The following is a 17,003-nucleotide window of genomic DNA, read 5'->3' as shown; positions in this document are numbered from 1 at the left end:
AAGGAATGGAAGTCAAACCAAATGAAACAAAACAAATATCTCCATTTTTTGTTTTTTTCCTCATGCCCGGCATGCAGATTGGAGTAGGGATATTGGGGTTTGAACGGATCATAGCGAAAGAGGCTGGCCAAGACGCATGGATATCGGTCCTGATATCAGGGTTGATCATAAATGTTCTGCTTTGGATGTGTTTCAAGCTTTTGGGCAGGGGCCCCCAAACACTTGATTTGGTTGCCATCCACAAGGATTTGTTTGGTAAATGGGTCGGAAATGCTTTCAATATATTATTCATCCTCTACTTCATAATGATTTCCATCATTCTTATCAGGACTTATTTAGAAGTCATTCAGGTTTGGATGTTCCCAGGTGTCAATGTCCTGATGCTGATAACCATCATTCTAATTCTCGTATATCGCTTTGTGGAGGGAGGTTTCAGGGTCATTACCGGTTTTTGCATAATCGGCCTTATGATCGGATCGCCATTATTCCTTTTGAATTATTTCCCTTTGAAGTACGCCCACTTTGAAAATTTGGGTCCTTTTCTTGATCATTCCTTTTTGGAAATCATGAAGGCCTGTAAGAAGATGACCCTGAATTACCTTGGTTTTGAATTAATCCTCATTTATTATCCTTTCATTAAAAATCGTGAAAAATCTCAAAAGTGGGCCCACTTAGGGGCGTTGTTCACTATGGTGATCTATGTAGTATCCATACTTGTTACATTAGCCTACTATCATCAAGATCAGCTGAAAGATGTAATTTGGGCAACTTTGACGTTATGGAAAATTGTAGACCTTCCATTCATTGAAAGGTTCGAATACATAGGGATTTCCGTTTGGCTGTTCATGGTGCTGCCGAATGTTTGCCTAGGGGTTTGGGCAGCAAGCAGGACAGCGAAAAGAGTATTCGGATTTAGACAAAAAAAGATGTTGGTTCTCATTCTGATCATCATTTTGGCTTCCTGCATTTTTTTGGATAACCGCTATAGAATCGATAAGTTTAACACGATCAGTTCGCAAATTGGTTTTTATATCGTTTATTTGTATCTTCCTCTCTTATTCATATGGCAGTCGATCGTCTATAAATTCAGGGGGCATAAATCATGAAAATCAAACTTCTCTTGATAACATTAGCAAGCTTTTTGATGACGGCGTGCGGCGTGGAAAAGCAAATATTAGAAGATATATTAATTGCTGAAGTCGTAGGTTATGATGATGCCGGAGACAAGAAAATCAAAGGAACGGTCGTTGTCAGCGTTCCTCAGCCTGGGGAGGAAGCAGATCTGGGTAAAGAAGTATATGAAGCGGACTCCCATGATATAAAGGCGGCCCGCCAGCAGGAAAATGCAAAAACACCATACCCGATTGTCGGCGGGAGACTGACAGTCACTCTATATGGTGAAGAATTGGCAAGTAAGGGATTGAATGATTATGTCGATACATATAGGCGTGACCCAATGGTGGGAAGGGATTTGTATTTAGCGGTCGTTCATGGCAAAGCGGAGGATGTAGTTAAAATGGAGCCGAAGTTGATTAAAACGCCAGGGGTTCAAGTGAAGGAGCTGATCGAACAGAATATAAGGACTAATTTGCCTGATGTAGATCTTCACAGGTATTTATATGCGTGTCATGGTAAAGGGATCGATCCGGTCTTGCCCTTATTGGAAACAACAGGAGACCAAATACGGGTAAGGGGGATCGCCTTGTTTAAAACGGATCGTTATATTGGTAAATATATACCTTATGAAGACGGCTTTTTATATAAGGTCCTTAGTGAAAATTTTAAGCTGGGGAGTTATGAAATTAAATGGAAGGAAAATGACTTTACCGATATCAATAACGTGGAGTCACGTGTCCATTATCATATTTCGAATGCCAATCAAGACCCAAAGGTCAGGATTGAAGTGAAAATGAAAGCGAGTCTGCTAGAGGTCCAAGGCTACGACTTGGGCAAAGCGGTCGACCTGAATAAAATAGAGGCCAGGGCCGAGCAGGTCATTGGCAAAAAATTAAATGAGATGGTAACCATGTTTCAGGAGAACCATATAGATCCGCTTGCACTCGGTGATCATGCTAAAAGTAAAACAAGAAATTTTGATCAAAAACATTGGGAGGAGACATATCCCGATATTCCAATCGAGGTCGATCTGGATATTGAAATGATTCAAACGGGAATAGCTGAATAAAAGTAGAATATTCTGGAGTTTTCCCCTTTATAATAGGGTATTGGTGTAAGGATTGTGTCAATGCGGCTAAAAAAGGGGGAAAAGCATGGACAAAGCATGGTGGAAAGAGGCAGTTGTGTATCAAGTGTATCCAAGGAGTTTTATGGATAGTGATGGCGATGGTATTGGTGATATAAACGGGATTTTGATGAAGCTAGATTATTTACAAGAGCTGGGTGTGAACGTGATATGGCTATCCCCAGTTTATCAATCTCCCAATGATGACAATGGGTACGATATCAGTGATTATAAAGCAATCATGACTGAATTCGGGACCATGGCCGATTTCGATAGGTTGTTGAAGGCCGTTCATGAACGTGGAATGAAGATCATGATGGATCTGGTGGTCAATCATTCTTCAGATGAACATCCATGGTTCGAGGAATCCCGTTCCTCAAAAGACAATCCGAAACGTGATTACTATATTTGGAAACCTGGCAGGAATGGGAAAGAGCCAAATAATTGGGAGTCGATTTTTAAAGGTTCAGCATGGGCATATGATGAAAGAACCGATGAATATTATTTACATTTATTCAGCAGGAAACAACCGGATTTAAACTGGGAGAACCCTAAGCTCCGTGAAGAAGTTTACAGCATCATGACTTGGTGGCTGGATAAGGGTGTCGATGGCTTCCGGATGGATGTCATCAACTTCCTTTCAAAAGATCAAAGCTATTCAGATGGAGCCGTTCATCATGAGAAGCAGTATGGTGATGGAAGCCCCTTTTTCCTGAATGGACCGCGCATACATGAGTTTCTGCAGGAAATCAATCAACGGGCACTTTCTGGGCATGACGTGATTACGGTTGGGGAAATGCCAGGCGTCACACCGGAGGAAGCGCAATTGTTCACAGGTAAAGATCGTGGTGAGCTACATATGGTCTTTCAATTCGAACATATGGATTTGGGGAGGGGACCAGAAGGGAAATGGAGTAACGATAAATGGAAGCTAACCGATTTAAAGCGAATCCTCTCTAAGTGGCAGACTGGTTTGGAGGGGGATGGCTGGAACAGTTTATACTGGAACAACCATGATCAGCCCCGGGTTGTCTCAAGGTTTGGTAATGATGGAAAGTATCGTATTGAAAGCGCAAAGATGCTTGCCGCTTGTCTTCATATGCTGCAAGGTACACCTTATATATATCAAGGGGAAGAGCTGGGAATGACCAATGTTGCATTTGAAAATATCGATGAATACCGGGATATCGAAACATTGAATTCATATGACGAACTCGTCCATTCTCATGGCTGGTCAAAAGAGCGGATGATGTCAGCCATCCACGCCCGCAGCCGGGATAATGCGAGGACACCTATTCAGTGGAATGACTCCCGGAACGCAGGATTCACGAAAGGGACCCCTTGGATTAAGGTTAATCCCAATTATCCCGAGATTAATGCAGAAAAGGCTTACAATGATCCGAATTCCATTTTTCATTTTTATAAAAAGCTTATCCAACTGCGCAAGGAACATGATATCGTCGTTTATGGCCGTTTTGAACTGCTGTTGCCGGATGATGAACGAATATTTGCCTACACGAGATCGTTTGAGGAAGAAAAGCTGTTGGTGCTGTGCAACTTTAAAGAAGAGCAGGCCTCTTATACTTTGCCTGAAGAGCTGCATGCATATTCTGCCACAAAGCTGATCGGCAATTATGATCAGGAGGAAGAAGGAATCTCCAGCAAACCCCTGCAACCATATGAATGCCGTGTTTATCATTTGAAATGAAAAAAGGACCTGTTCTTCTCCGGTTAGGGAAGAACAGGTCCTTTGCGTATTATTTTGATTTAAGGTCACATTCCTCAAGCGGAATGATTTTCGTTTTATGCTTAATTTTATAGCCGAACCATAGAACGAAAAATAGAATCAAGCCAATGTAGGAAACGAACATTGAATTCCAGTCGATCCCATCGCTGCTGAAAGCCTGATAGCCTTGTCCGATGATAATGATAATACAAAGGACAAGTGCGAATATAGGTCCGAATGGGAAGCCTTTTGCCCGGAATGGTAAAGCATTCATATCAAGGCCTTGAGCGGCGTAAGCTTTGCGGAACCGATAATGGGCAATCGCAATCCCTACCCAGGTGACGAATCCTGCCATGCCTGAAGCGTTCAATAACCAGATATAAACGACGCCATCCCCGAAAAATGAAGCTAAGAATGCAACGCAGCCAACTAAAGAAGTCACGATAAGTGCATTCACGGGCACTCCTCTTTTATCTAACTTACCTAGGAATTTCGGTGCTTTCCCATCACGTGCCAAGTCCCATAACATACGGGTTGAAGCGTACATGCCAGAGTTACCGGCAGAGAGTACGGATGATAAAATGATCGCGTTCATGATGGATGCAGCAAATGCAAGGCCGGCCCGTTCAAATACAAGCGTGAATGGACTTACGGCAACATCTTGACTCAATAAACGTGAATCCGTAAACGGAATGATCATTCCAATAACGAAAATTGCAAGGATATAGAACAAGAGGATGCGCCAGAAAACGGATCTGATCGCTTTTGGGATATTTTTTTCTGGATCTTCACTTTCACCAGCAGTCACTCCAAGCAATTCCGTTCCTTGGAAAGAAAAGCCGGCAGCCATGAATACGCCTAGAATCGTGAAGAACCCTCCGTTAAAGGGACCTTCGCCCATTGTGAAATTGGAAAAACCGATTGGGTCATTCCCACCCATGATTCCGAGAATGATCAGAACACCCGTAATCAAGAAAATGACGACTGTCACGACCTTGATCATGGCAAACCAGAATTCTGTTTCCCCGAAACCTTTAACTGACATGTAATTGATAAGAAACATAGTGATTAACGCAATGGCACTCCAGATAAATGAAGGGCTATCCGGGAACCAGAACTTCATAATTAAGACAACGGCTGCCAATTCGGCGGCAATGGTGATTGCCCAGTTATACCAGTAGTTCCAACCAATCGCAAAACCGAAGGACGGATCGACGAATTTGGATGCATAGACACGGAACGAACCGGCCACTGGCATGAACGCTGCCATTTCTGCAAGACTTGTCATTAAGTAATAAACCATGATGCCGATGACCGCGTATGCCACCAAGGCACCGCCGGGACCGGCTGAATGAATGGCACCGCCACTTGCTAAAAATAAACCTGTTCCTATCGTTCCACCTAATGAAATCATCATTAAATGACGCGCTTTCAGGCTCCTTTTCAATTCAGTAGGGCTTGAAGGTGATTGTGAATTTGACAATTGATGTTACACTCCTTTTTATTGGAAGGGAACGAAAAATAAAAAAACAGCAGTCGAAAAAGATCGACGGCTGTTTATAATAAACCCGTTTATCCTTCCGAAGATAGCTCCCCACGCTTTTAAAAAAAACGTGACAGTGGTGTTCCTATTCGGTTACACCGCCAGCAAGAATATACATGGAATATACCCTAACTTCGGCAACTTATCCTTTCAAACGGAGTCTTTAATTTTCCAGAATCTCGTCCGTTTTACTTTTATAAGCTGCAGCCTCTAACTCATCGGTAAATGAGGAAGTATTCAATTTTCTAAAATCGTTGGCGTCAGTTTGTAGGTGACAGGTGACGTCGGACGATTTTACTCATGAAATTCATGCAATCGCTAATAGATTGCTAGTAATTGAGTAAACTTTACTATATCAAAATTATAAAATAACTTCTGGGATATCGCAATGATTATTTTATGTGGTTATTTTTTCCTAGTTAATGAATGAAGGCAGGAAGGAAGAATCAAGTGACGATATACTAAAATATAGCACATCCTGATAACTAAACGGTTTTCCGTTTTATTAGGGCATAGTCCAGTTTTACATGTTTGACCTCTTCAGGATTCTCAAAGAGATCCACTGCCATTTTCCCGATCCATTCCAGCGGTAAGGAAATGGTCGTGATGTCGAGCATTTCGCCAAGGCTATCATTATTGAAGCCGAGAATGGCCACATCTTCCGGTACCCTTATACCCGATTTCCTAGCGGTAAGAATGAAGCCCGCCGCCGTGTCATCATTCGTGATGATGATGGCTTCAGGTTTATCCATCATCGAATTCCATTCCTGAAACAATTGTTCACCGTCTTTGATGTGATAACTGCCTTCAAACAGCCATGCTTCATTGTTTATCAGTTGATGTTTACTCATGATATCGTTAAAGGCCTTTGTACGATGGGAACTATTTCTGCTCTTTTTACGGCCGAGGCTGTATCCGATTTTCTTATATCCTTTAGCAATCACGTACTCAAGGGCACAGGAGAAAGCTGCATAATGATCAATGCTGATGGATGAGAATTCAGCCTGGGCGGTATCTTCACATAAAATAATCGGTCCGTATTTTTGATAATCCAAGAGGATTTTCATTTCCGAAATCCTTGAACAAACGATAATGCCATCGAGCTGCTTCATTTGCAGCATATTAAAAGCCTGGATCTCTTTCTCCCTGTCATAATTTGTTTGAAAGATGACGATATGACAGCCAATTGCATTTGCCTGTTTTGTGATTCCGTTAACGATTGCCCCGTAATATGGGTGATTGTTGAAGGGGATGATGACGCCGATAAGGTTGGTTTTCCCTTTTGAAAGATGAATGGCGTTGATGTTTCTCGTATAATTCAAACGATTGATCGCTTCTAAGACGCTCTTTCTTTTATCGGGGCTTACATATGGATGATCATTCAATACACGAGACACTGTTGAGACAGATACACCAGCACATTGAGCTATTTCTTTAATATTTGTCATGGTATCACCGTTTTTCTTTTTTTATATTGTACAGTATGAAACCCATTTCAGGGCAAGGGAACAGTGTGGGACTGCTGAAGATTTCTTCAAATAAGGTCTTGTTATGGTATTGGTTTCATCCTTTAAGATTGGTCTAAGTCTTAGAGGAGGAGGAAATCATGATGTTCCAAACTTTAATCACCTTGTTTGTGCTTTGCGGAATCGAATTGGGATTTGCGTACTTGGCCATTTCCTTGAAACAGGAGAAATGAGTGGCAATGCCCGTCAAGAAGTCCGCGGCTTTATGCGCGGAAACCGCGTTTACTCGTGAATTTCACGTCGTCCAGAAATAGCTCCTCTAGTTATGTTCACCAGTAAAACTCCACAATATAAATATAATTTCATCATACGGAATGACTGACTGTCAGGAAGCTGCCTAGTGGAGCTTCCTGACAGTTTTTGCTGTATGTAAAAGTCATTTGCCTTTTTGAAATGTTTAAAAATAGTTGCACTTTTTTTGTATATTTGTGTATAGTATAAAATAAGTTGTGTAGAGGAAACTTTTTAGCATTTACGACAATGTAAAAAAATTTACACTTAGTTTTGCACATGGCAAACTATTTTAGAAAGATGAAAAAGGGAGGGAATATGGATGGGTTTTCTTAAATCTATTGGAGGCGTGCTTGCTGCATTGCTGGTTTTAACGGGGTGCGGCAATGATACGGCCGAAAGCGATAATGGCAATGGCAAGCTGGATGTCGTTACAACAACGGGAATGATTGGGGATTTGGTTGAGAATATCGGCGGTAAACATGTCGAGGTCTCAAGTTTAATGGGACCGGGAGTCGACCCCCATCTATATAAAGCGACGCAGGGTGATGTGAAGACACTGGATTCGGCTGATATGATTTTTTATAACGGATTGCATCTTGAAGGGAAAATGACGGATATATTTGAAATGATGAGCAAGGATAAACCGACGATTGCCGTAACGGAAGACTTCAAGGAGAACCAACTTCGCAAAGTGGGTGCAACGGAGCATGATCCCCACGTTTGGTTTGATGTAAAGCTTTGGATCGTTGCGGCGGAGGCAGTTAAGAAAGAATTGATTGCCAAGGACCCGGACCATGAAGCGGAGTATCGTGAAAATTATGAGGAGTACGTTCTGCAATTGGAGGAACTTGATAAATATGTCCATGAGGAAATCAATAAAGTGCCTGAAGATCAACGGGTGCTCGTTACGGCACATGATGCTTTTGGATACTACGGGCAGTCATATGGCCTGGACGTAAGAGGGCTCCAGGGGATCAATACATTATCGGAATATGGATCAAAAGATGTGACGGATATGCGGAACTATCTTGTGGAGAACAAAATAAAAGCGATTTTCATAGAGTCAAGCGTACCGAGGAAGGCTATCGAGGCTGTCATTCAAGGAGCAGGTAAGCAGGGCCATAAAGTGGAAATCGGCGGTGAATTGTTCTCGGATGCCATGGGTGAAAGAGGGACGGAAGAAGGAACGTATATCGGAATGGTCCGTCATAATACGGACACCATCGTCCGTGCTTTGAAATAGGGGGGAGAAACTATGAATCAAGCAGCTTTGAAGGTCGAGAATTTAACGATTGCTTATCATAAGAAGCCGGTTGTCGAAGATGTCTCATTTGAGGTGCCGGAAGGGAATTTAATCGGAATCATAGGCCCCAATGGAGCAGGGAAGTCCACTTTGATAAAGGGGATACTCGAATTGATCCCAAAAATATCGGGGCACATTACGATAAAGGGCTCTACTTATAAATCGATGAGGAAGAGTATCGGCTATGTACCACAGCGGGAGTCAGTGGATTGGGATTTTCCGACCAACGCACTTGATGTCGTGATGATGGGCAGATATGGTCATCTTGGATGGCTGAGGCGACCTGGGAAGTCCGAAAGGCAGAAGGGGATGGAGTGCCTGGAGAAGGTGGGGATGGCTGAATACGCAAACCGCCAGATCAGCCAGCTATCAGGCGGACAGCAGCAACGGATATTCCTGGCCCGTGCATTGGCACAGGAAGCGGATATTTATTTTATGGATGAACCGTTCGTAGGGGTGGATGCCGCAACAGAGAAAGCGATCATACAATTGCTGATGGAATTGAAGGAAAAAGGCAAAACCGTTCTGGTTGTGCACCATGACCTATCCACCGTGAAGGAATATTTCGACTGGACGATGTTATTGAATAAGAAGGTGATGAAAATAGGTCCGACAGATGAAGTGTTCATTCCCGAATACCTACAGGCAACATATGGAGGCCGCCTAGCGATACTATCAGACACAAAGTCCGGCCTTTTATTAAAATGAGGTGTACACGATGAATATAATGGACATTATCACCGATCCAAATACAAGGTGGATATTGCTTGGCACGATGTTCCTCGGATTAAGCAGCGGGGTCATCGGCAGCTTTGCCTACCTCAGAAAGCAGTCTTTGCTTGGCGACACGCTCGCACATGCAGCGTTACCCGGTATCTGTGTCGCCTTCATGTTAACTGGAGTGAAATCCACTTCCTACTTTTTGATAGGTGCCGCCCTGGCTGGCTTAGTCGCTGTCTTCTTGATCAGTGTGCTTACGAGATACAGTAAGATCAAGCAGGATGCGGCCTTGGGAATCGTCTTATCCTCTTTCTTTGGTTTCGGAATTGTGATGCTTACGCAAATCCAGCAGAGCGAGTATGGAAACCAAAGCGGATTGGATACCTTTTTATTCGGACAGACGGCGTCAATGGTCATGTCCGATGTATATATGATGATGACGGTTTCCTTTATTCTCATTTTCACTTGTACCGTATTTTTTAAAGAATTCAAATTACTGTCCTTTGATCCCGGGTTTGCTAAGGGGATGGGATTGCCGGTTGTTTTTCTGGATTATTTCATCATGATGCTGATCGTGGCAGCTGTAGTGATCGGTATCCAGGCAGTAGGCGTCGTATTGATGGCATCTTTACTGATAACACCTGCGGTATCCGCGAGATATTGGACGGAGCGCCTGCATATCATGGTCATCCTGTCTGGTATATTCGGAATGTTGAGCGGTGTGTCTGGAACGTTGATCAGTACCTCTGTCAATGATTTGCCGACAGGACCGTTAATTGTCTTATCCGCGACGGTATGGTTTTTCTTTTCCATGCTTTTTGCACCTAAACGCGGAGTGCTTTCATCTATATGGAGAAGGGTTTCGACGAAAAAGAAATATTCTCTCGAAAAGGATAGAAGGAAAGGGAGCCACTCATCATGAATGATTTTTGGATTATCTTAGTCGGAGCATTAGTGGCGGGTTCTTGTAGTGTATTAGGGTGTTTTTTGATAGTCAGGAAAATGACGTTGATTGGGGATGCAATCAGTCATTCCGTTTTGCCGGGAATCGTATTGGCATTTTTAATAACCGGAACCCGGGATTCGGTTCCAATGCTGATCGGGGCTGCTGCGCTCGGCTTGCTTACCGTATTCTTGATCCAGCTTTTCCAATCGTCGGGCGTTCAATCCGACGCTGCGATCGGGATTGTATTCACTTCCCTCTTTGCAACGGGGATCGTACTTGTGAGCTTGTACACGCAACAAATAGATTTTGACCTGGAACATGTCCTTTATGGGGAAATAGCCTATACTCCGTGGAACACGATGACAATCGCTGGAATCGAGGCTGGACCAAAAGCTGTTTGGATAGTCGGCAGTTGTTTTATCCTGAACCTCTTACTGATTTTCCTTTTCTTCAAACAGTTTAAACTCGTTTCATTTGATCCATCACTTGCTGCCGCGATGGGAATTCCTGTACTGTTCTTTCATTACTTATTGATGAGCCTCATTTCACTGACAACTGTTGCTTCTTTTGATAGTGTAGGTTCCATTTTAGTAGTTGGGATGCTCATCATACCTGCGGCAACGGCCTATCTGCTGTCAGACCGTTTAAGCCGCATGATATTGGTCAGTATCGGGGTTGGGGTGCTAAGTTCCGTCATCGGCTACTATTCAGCCACCATTTTGGATGCCTCGATATCAGGTTGCATGGTGGGTTCGGCCGCCATATTATTCGGATTGGCCTTTCTCTTCTCCCCTGGCAATGGATTGGTCAGCCTATTGCTGAAACGGAGAAAATCAAAGGAATCACATGCATAGCTCTCCATGCCTGCAGGCTTCATGGAAATAACTCCATGAGGCCTGTAAACTATTCTTCGATATAGTTGTGATTTTATTTGTTTAAAGTATAATGAATAAGTGTATTTATAGAGTATCGCAGGAGCCTTTTTAAGGGAGAGTTTAGTATGGAAGAACAAAATAAATTTTCATCTCGAATAGATTTTTCTTTGGTCACAATATTGCTGTTATTATGCGTTGGAAGTTGCCTGGCAATCTATAGTGCCCAAACGACTGGACAGTACGCTGAAAACTTCTTAATAAAACAAATTTTTTGGTATATAGTGGGGATTGGAATCGTATTAGGGTTCATCACACTGGATTCGGACCAGTTGAAAAAAATCTCATGGTACGCTTATGGCTTCGGATTATTTTTACTTTTTTTGCTGATCATTATGCCGGAAAGCATCGTTCCTGTCCGGAATGGTGCGAAAAGTTGGTTCATCATTCCGGGAATCGGTTCGATTCAGCCATCGGAATTCATGAAGGTTTTCCTGATCCTGGCTTTAGCGAATGTCATATCGAACCATCATCTCAAAAACACGCTGAAAACGATTCAAACGGATATCTGGCTGCTTATTAAAATCGGTCTTGTGACCGGTGCCCCTTTATTGTTAATCATGCAACAGCCGGATTTGGGCACCTCGCTTGTCATCATGTCAATCATGCTCGGAATGATTTTCATATCAGGGGTAACATGGAAGATCCTGCTGCCGATCGTTTCGGGAGGAATTGTCGTCGCGTCCACGGTCCTGTACTTTGTACTTTGGAAGCCGGAAATCCTGGAAAAATACCTAGGGGTAAAATCTTATCAATTCGGCCGTATCTATTCTTGGCTGGATCCATATAATTATGCCAGCTCCGAAGGGTATCACTTAACCAAATCCTTACTGGCCATAGGCTCCGGCCAGACTACAGGCAAGGGAATCGGTTCAAGGGAAGTGTATTTGCCCGAGAGTCATTCGGATTTCATTTTCAGCATCATCGGTGAAGAATTCGGCTTCATCGGATCAAGCATCATCATTTCCTTGTTTTTCCTATTGATTTACCACATAACAAAAACGGGAATGGACACGAAAAATAACTTCTATACATATATCTGTGTGGGCGTTATAAGCATGTTGACGTTCCACGTTTTTCAAAATATCGGCATGACTGTAGGCCTTTTGCCGATTACGGGGATTCCGCTTCCATTTGTCAGTTATGGAGGAAGCTCGCTCATGGGGAACATGATGGCGATGGGCTTAATATTCAGCATTCGGTATCACTATAAGAAGTATATGTTTTCTACGGATATCTAATAATAAAGCCGGCCCCCGATGGGCCGGCTTTATTTGTAGCAAAAAACAAAAGGAGCAGAATCCACCCCCCTGAATGTTTGTTTATTGAATGTTCGTTCCAGATGGAAATTGATTTTTATAACCGGAAAATTGTTGATACGATTGGCCTAAGCTGGTAGCTTGCGCCTTTTCTAAACTATACCAGCCTTTTTCGAACATAAGGTTATAGAGTTCACGCTGCATCTCCTGATTTTCTTTGGAAATGGAGAAAATGTCTTGGAATAATGCTTGATTGCTCATTTCATGCAGGGCAACGGAAAGGGAGTTACAAAAGTACTTTTCAGTTGTGAGCATATCATTTATAAAATCCCTGTCATTCATTTGCGGTGTTTTTGCCACGGGAGATTCAGGGTTTTGGACTTTGTTTTCATTGGGCATCAAGAACCCTCCTTTATTGATATTGTTGTTGACTCTGGTTTTGGTCCGGGTTCAAATGTTTCAAAATGGTATCGTAATGGCGTTGATGCATGAGTCCGCACCGATTTAACGCATCAATGATTTGCGGGTCCTTACATTGTGTGGCAAAAAAATGTGCTTTTTTAACCGCATTCAGATTCCATGCAAGCATATCGGTTAAGTATAAGCTATCTTTCACCGAAACCATTTCCGGTGGCTGTTTCATGAAGCCGGTCGACTGCTGTTGGCTATTAAACGAATTTTGCTGTTCCATCATTCTACCTCCTTATGTGTTCTTTAATCGGGCTTAATTTTCCCTTCATGAAATTTTTTATTCTTGATTCTAAATATCTGAAAAATGAATTAAATGTTAAAATAATAGGTGCATCTATTTTCCAAAATGATTTGGAGGGGAATGCAGATGGAAAGGATTTTGAAAAATCTGTTCCTTTTTTTATCAAAGAATAAAGCTATGACACAGGCAGCGAAAAAATACGGGCTGCGGTTTGGTGCATCTCGCTTCGTGGCAGGAGAATCCTTGGATATGGCATGTGATGTGATTGCTGACCTTAACCGGAAGGGGCTTGCTGTCACCATTGATTATTTGGGTGAATTCATTGAAGATGAACAAGAAGCAGGGAAGATGGCAGAAGAGTGCATTGAAGCCATCCGGATGATTGGCACAAATGAACTCGATTCACAGTTATCCCTGAAGCTGACCTCGATGGGCTTGGATGTGTCCGAACAAGTCGTAATGAATAACATGCGGAGAATCTTGGATGAAGCTAGAGACCATCGTGTTTTCGTGACGCTTGATATGGAAGATTTTCCGCGCTGCCAGCCGACTTTGGATGTATTCAAAACCTTGAAGTCTGAATATAATGAATTGGGGACTGTCATTCAAGCTTATCTGTATCGGACTGAGAGGGATATTGAAGAGCTGGATGCATACCATCCGAATTTAAGACTTGTTAAAGGGGCTTATAAAGAACCAAGGGAAGTGGCTTTTCCCGAAAAAAAAGATGTGGATGAGAATTTCAAGAAAATCATCAAGAAGCATATGCAAAATGGAAATTACACAGCCGTTGCCACACATGATGATAGTATCATTGATTATACGAGGGACTTGGTCAAAGATCAGGGAATATCCCGGGATTCATTTGAATTTCAAATGTTATATGGAATCCGCACTGAAAAGCAGCTTGAACTTGCTAAAGAAGGATATAAGGTAAGGGTGTATGTTCCTTATGGTACGGATTGGTATGGATATTTCATGCGCCGCCTTGCGGAGAGGCCGGCCAATATTGCTTTCGTTTTAAAAGGCCTATTCAAGAAATAGGAAGCGAGAGCCGCCCTGGAAAAGGGACGGCTGCTCAAATCAAGAAGGATTATCTTTTGAACTGATTGTTTTGGCTGTTCACTTTATTGATTCCATGTTGACGTTCAGCGCCAGGGCCGGCATTGCCTTTAACACTTGCTGCGCTCACGGCTGCTTTAGAAGGATTATCTTTACGCTTCATTATATAAGTCACCTCCTGCCCGGTTATTTTTTACTGAACGGAGGAGAAATAACCGGAAGAACGCGGAGAAAAAAATATATTTTTTCCTGTTTAATCATTGCGGAATTTCCAAATATATTCTATATTAGTAATAAGAAAAAATATTCAAAATTTTTTTGAATTAAAAATGAATGAACATTCATTCAATAAATTGTGTAAGGGGGATATAAACTTGGTTCGACAAATACGAAAGGCTGCTGTTCTAGGGTCAGGAGTTATGGGATCAGGGATTGCTGCACACCTTGCTAACATCGGCATTCCGACTTTATTATTGGATATTGTACCTCGTGAACTCACTGAGGATGAAAAGAAAAAGGGACTGACATTAGATAATAAACAAGTGCGTAACCGCATCAGCCAAACGGCGATTACGAAACTTTTAAAACAGAAACCAGCTCCGCTTTCGGCTAAGGGAAACATCGCGTTGATCGAGGCTGGAAACCTGGAAGATGATATAAGTCGTTTAAAGGATGTCGATTGGATCATCGAAGTGGTCGTTGAGAAGCTTGAGGTTAAGCAAAGTGTGTTCGCCCAGGTTGATCAGCATCGTAAACCAGGAAGCATCGTTTCTTCGAATACATCCGGAATTTCAATCGAAGCGATGGCAGAAGGACGTTCGGAGGACTTTCAAAAGCACTTTCTGGGAACTCACTTCTTCAATCCGCCGCGTTATCTTAAATTGTTGGAGATCATCCCTACTAAGGCAACTTCATCAGAAGTGCTCGAATATATGAAGCGATTTGGCGAAGATGTACTTGGAAAAGGTGTTGTCGAAGCCAAGGATACCCCCAACTTCATCGCAAACCGCATTGGAACTTATGGTTTATTGGTCACTTTGCGGGAAATGCAAAAAGGCGGATACAGTGTCGGTGAGGTCGATTCGGTTACAGGTCCGTTGATTGGAAGGGCAACTAGCGCCACTTTCCGGACACTTGATGTCGTTGGATTGGATACCTTTGCACATGTTGCCAGAAACGTTTATGACCAGGTGGACGGAGAAGAAAAAGAAGTTTTCAAGATACCTGATTTCATGAATGAAATGCTTAAGAATGGGTGGCTTGGAAGCAAGTCAGGACAGGGATTCTTCTTGAAAAAAGGCAAGGAAATCCTTGAACTGAATCCTGAAACCCTTGAATATGCCGCACGAAAAAGATTAAAAACGCCTTCCATCGAAATGGCTAAACAGGCCAAGGGCTTGGATAATAAAATGAAAGCGCTTGTTTATAGCGAAGACCGTGCCGGCCAATTACTATGGAATGTCCTGAATCCGGCGCTTGTGTATTCTGCCCAGCTGCTTGGGGACATCGCGGATGACATCGTGGCGATCGATCAAGCGATGAAATGGGGATTTGGATGGTCCACAGGCCCATTTGAAACCTGGGATGCGATAGGTGTAGAAAAATCGGCAGCCCGAATGGAAGCGGAAGGCATAACCGTCCCGCAATGGGTGAAGGATATGCTCGCTAAAGGCATCAAGTCATTCTATAAAGAAGAAAATGGCATAGTTCACTATTATGATAATGGTGAATATAAAGAGCTTGTCGAAAATCCTAAAGTGATCAATCTTAAAGCGATCAAGAAGCAAAAAGGCGTAATCAAGAAAAACAGTGGTGCAAGCTTGATCGATATCGGCGATGGAGTGGCTCTGCTTGAATTCACTTCGCCGAATAATGCAATCGGTCTGGATATCATACAAATGATCAATGCCGCGGTTGACGAAGCGGAAGCGAATTTTAAAGGCCTGGTCATCGGAAACCAAGGAAAGAATTTCTGTGTCGGCGCTAATATTGCAATGATGCTGATGGAAGCGCAGGATGACAATATTTTTGAACTCGATATGGTCATCAGCCAATTCCAACAGGCGATGCTTAAAATTAAGTACAGTGCAGTTCCTGTAGTGGTTGCCCCGTTTAATATGACACTAGGCGGGGGTGCTGAAGTGTCCCTTCCGGCAGCGCGCATCCAGGCAACGACTGAAACGTATATGGGACTAGTGGAACCTGGTGTCGGCTTGATCCCAGGCGGCGGCGGGACTAAAGAACTTTATGTGAAGACGTTGAGGAATATGCCGAAGGGCGTTGACTTCGACTTACAGAAAGTGGCCAACCAAGTATTTGAAACGGTCGCCATGGCAAAAGTTTCGACCTCAGCCGAGGAAGCGAGGGGGAATAATTTCCTTAATTCAGCTGATGGAATAAGCGTGAATGCGGATCATCAGCTATATGATGCGAAACAGGCGGTACTATCCATGCATGAACAAGGCTATACCGCTCCAGCCCGCACAAAGATCCCTGTCGTAGGTGAAACTGGATATGCCGCACTGCTATTAGGGGCGGAATCCATGCGCCTTTCAGGATTCTTATCAGAACATGACCTTGTCATAGCCAAAGAGCTGGCATACGTCCTGGCAGGAGGAAAACTCCCATTTGGCACGGAAGTTGATGAACAGTATATCTTGAACCTGGAAAAACAGGCATTCCTAAAACTGATTTCGACTCCGAAATCCCAGGCAAGGATGCAGCACATGCTCGTTAAAGGTAAACCACTCCGTAATTGATGAATAGATGAAGAGATGGCCAAAACGAGATCGATAGAT

Annotated in this window: 15 protein-coding genes and 1 riboswitch; of the genes, 10 read left to right on the top strand and 5 right to left on the bottom strand. The window is 43.0% G+C overall.

The features are described from left to right. The first annotated feature begins 5 nt into the window (after nucleotides 1-5). From MHB45_RS22620 to MHB45_RS22610, 3 genes are all read left to right on the top strand, one after another. Complete coding sequence (locus MHB45_RS22620) at nucleotides 6-1,106, top strand: GerAB/ArcD/ProY family transporter (protein WP_048688158.1); 1,101 nt, start codon at nucleotides 6-8, stop codon at nucleotides 1,104-1,106. Further along, nucleotides 1,103-2,185 carry a Ger(x)C family spore germination protein gene (locus MHB45_RS22615; RefSeq protein ID WP_072272282.1) on the top strand — a complete coding sequence of 361 codons (1,083 nt, stop codon included), beginning with the start codon at nucleotides 1,103-1,105 and terminating at the stop codon, nucleotides 2,183-2,185. The genes MHB45_RS22620 and MHB45_RS22615 overlap by 4 nt, the downstream gene beginning before the upstream one ends. An 85-nt stretch (nucleotides 2,186-2,270) precedes the next feature. After that, nucleotides 2,271-3,950, top strand: a complete 1,680-nt coding sequence (locus MHB45_RS22610) for a glycoside hydrolase family 13 protein (RefSeq protein WP_072272283.1) — start codon at nucleotides 2,271-2,273, stop codon at nucleotides 3,948-3,950. A gap of 49 nt (nucleotides 3,951-3,999) precedes the next feature. Here the strand turns inward: MHB45_RS22610 and MHB45_RS22605 are convergent, their stop codons facing one another. Next, nucleotides 4,000-5,451 (bottom strand): amino acid permease, encoded by a 1,452-nt coding sequence (locus tag MHB45_RS22605; protein WP_048688168.1) that lies wholly within the window; start codon nucleotides 5,449-5,451, stop codon nucleotides 4,000-4,002. Between the two features lie 96 nt (nucleotides 5,452-5,547). Further along, a riboswitch (Lysine riboswitch) is annotated at nucleotides 5,548-5,732 on the bottom strand. A gap of 264 nt (nucleotides 5,733-5,996) precedes the next feature. Beyond that, nucleotides 5,997-6,959, bottom strand: a complete 963-nt coding sequence (locus MHB45_RS22600; protein ID WP_048688169.1) for a LacI family DNA-binding transcriptional regulator — start codon at nucleotides 6,957-6,959, stop codon at nucleotides 5,997-5,999. A gap of 631 nt (nucleotides 6,960-7,590) precedes the next feature. Between MHB45_RS22600 and MHB45_RS22595 the strand changes: the two genes are divergently transcribed. The 5 genes from MHB45_RS22595 (at nucleotide 7,591) to MHB45_RS22575 (ending at nucleotide 12,413) form a co-directional block, all read left to right on the top strand. Further along, on the top strand, nucleotides 7,591-8,514 hold the full coding sequence (locus MHB45_RS22595) for a metal ABC transporter solute-binding protein, Zn/Mn family (protein WP_048688172.1): 924 nt from the start codon (nucleotides 7,591-7,593) through the stop codon (nucleotides 8,512-8,514). Nucleotides 8,515-8,526: 12 nt separating this feature from the next. Beyond that, entirely contained in the window at nucleotides 8,527-9,282 is a 756-nt protein-coding gene (locus MHB45_RS22590; RefSeq protein WP_048688176.1) for a metal ABC transporter ATP-binding protein, read from the top strand. Between the two features lie 10 nt (nucleotides 9,283-9,292). Continuing rightward, nucleotides 9,293-10,216, top strand: coding sequence for a metal ABC transporter permease (locus MHB45_RS22585; protein ID WP_048688180.1), 924 nt, complete (start codon nucleotides 9,293-9,295; stop codon nucleotides 10,214-10,216). After that, on the top strand, nucleotides 10,213-11,094 hold the full coding sequence (locus MHB45_RS22580; protein WP_048688183.1) for a metal ABC transporter permease: 882 nt from the start codon (nucleotides 10,213-10,215) through the stop codon (nucleotides 11,092-11,094). Before MHB45_RS22585 ends, MHB45_RS22580 begins: the two co-directional genes overlap by 4 nt. Nucleotides 11,095-11,240: 146 nt before the next feature. Continuing rightward, nucleotides 11,241-12,413 (top strand): FtsW/RodA/SpoVE family cell cycle protein, encoded by a 1,173-nt coding sequence (locus MHB45_RS22575; RefSeq protein WP_048688186.1) that lies wholly within the window; start codon nucleotides 11,241-11,243, stop codon nucleotides 12,411-12,413. Nucleotides 12,414-12,494: 81 nt separating this feature from the next. Here MHB45_RS22575 and MHB45_RS22570 read toward each other — a convergent pair whose 3' ends face one another. Both MHB45_RS22570 and MHB45_RS22565 read right to left on the bottom strand, forming a co-directional pair. Next, nucleotides 12,495-12,830: a spore coat protein gene (locus MHB45_RS22570; protein ID WP_048688189.1), complete on the bottom strand. Its 336-nt coding sequence runs from the start codon at nucleotides 12,828-12,830 to the stop codon at nucleotides 12,495-12,497. A 13-nt stretch (nucleotides 12,831-12,843) separates the two neighbouring features. Next, complete coding sequence (locus MHB45_RS22565) at nucleotides 12,844-13,122, bottom strand: hypothetical protein (protein WP_034310108.1); 279 nt, start codon at nucleotides 13,120-13,122, stop codon at nucleotides 12,844-12,846. Nucleotides 13,123-13,269: 147 nt separating this feature from the next. On the opposite strand from MHB45_RS22565, the gene MHB45_RS22560 reads away from it, so the two are divergent. Then, a complete protein-coding gene (locus MHB45_RS22560; RefSeq protein WP_048688192.1) occupies nucleotides 13,270-14,187 on the top strand; it encodes a proline dehydrogenase family protein in 918 nt (305 codons plus the stop codon). Nucleotides 14,188-14,236: 49 nt separating this feature from the next. Here the strand turns inward: MHB45_RS22560 and MHB45_RS22555 are convergent, their stop codons facing one another. Continuing rightward, nucleotides 14,237-14,371: a YuzL family protein gene (locus MHB45_RS22555; RefSeq protein ID WP_072273724.1), complete on the bottom strand. Its 135-nt coding sequence runs from the start codon at nucleotides 14,369-14,371 to the stop codon at nucleotides 14,237-14,239. 208 nt (nucleotides 14,372-14,579) lie between these two features. Here MHB45_RS22555 and MHB45_RS22550 point away from each other — a divergent pair, with 208 nt between their 5' ends. Beyond that, nucleotides 14,580-16,964, top strand: coding sequence for a 3-hydroxyacyl-CoA dehydrogenase/enoyl-CoA hydratase family protein (locus MHB45_RS22550; RefSeq protein ID WP_072272285.1), 2,385 nt, complete (start codon nucleotides 14,580-14,582; stop codon nucleotides 16,962-16,964). The last annotated feature ends 39 nt before the right edge of the window (nucleotides 16,965-17,003 follow it).

This window comes from Peribacillus sp. FSL K6-5616, assembly GCF_038008245.1.
Lineage (GTDB): Bacteria > Bacillota > Bacilli > Bacillales > DSM-1321 > Peribacillus > Peribacillus frigoritolerans.
Note: the sequence above shows the minus strand (reverse complement) of the source record. Positions and strands in the feature narration are given on the sequence as shown.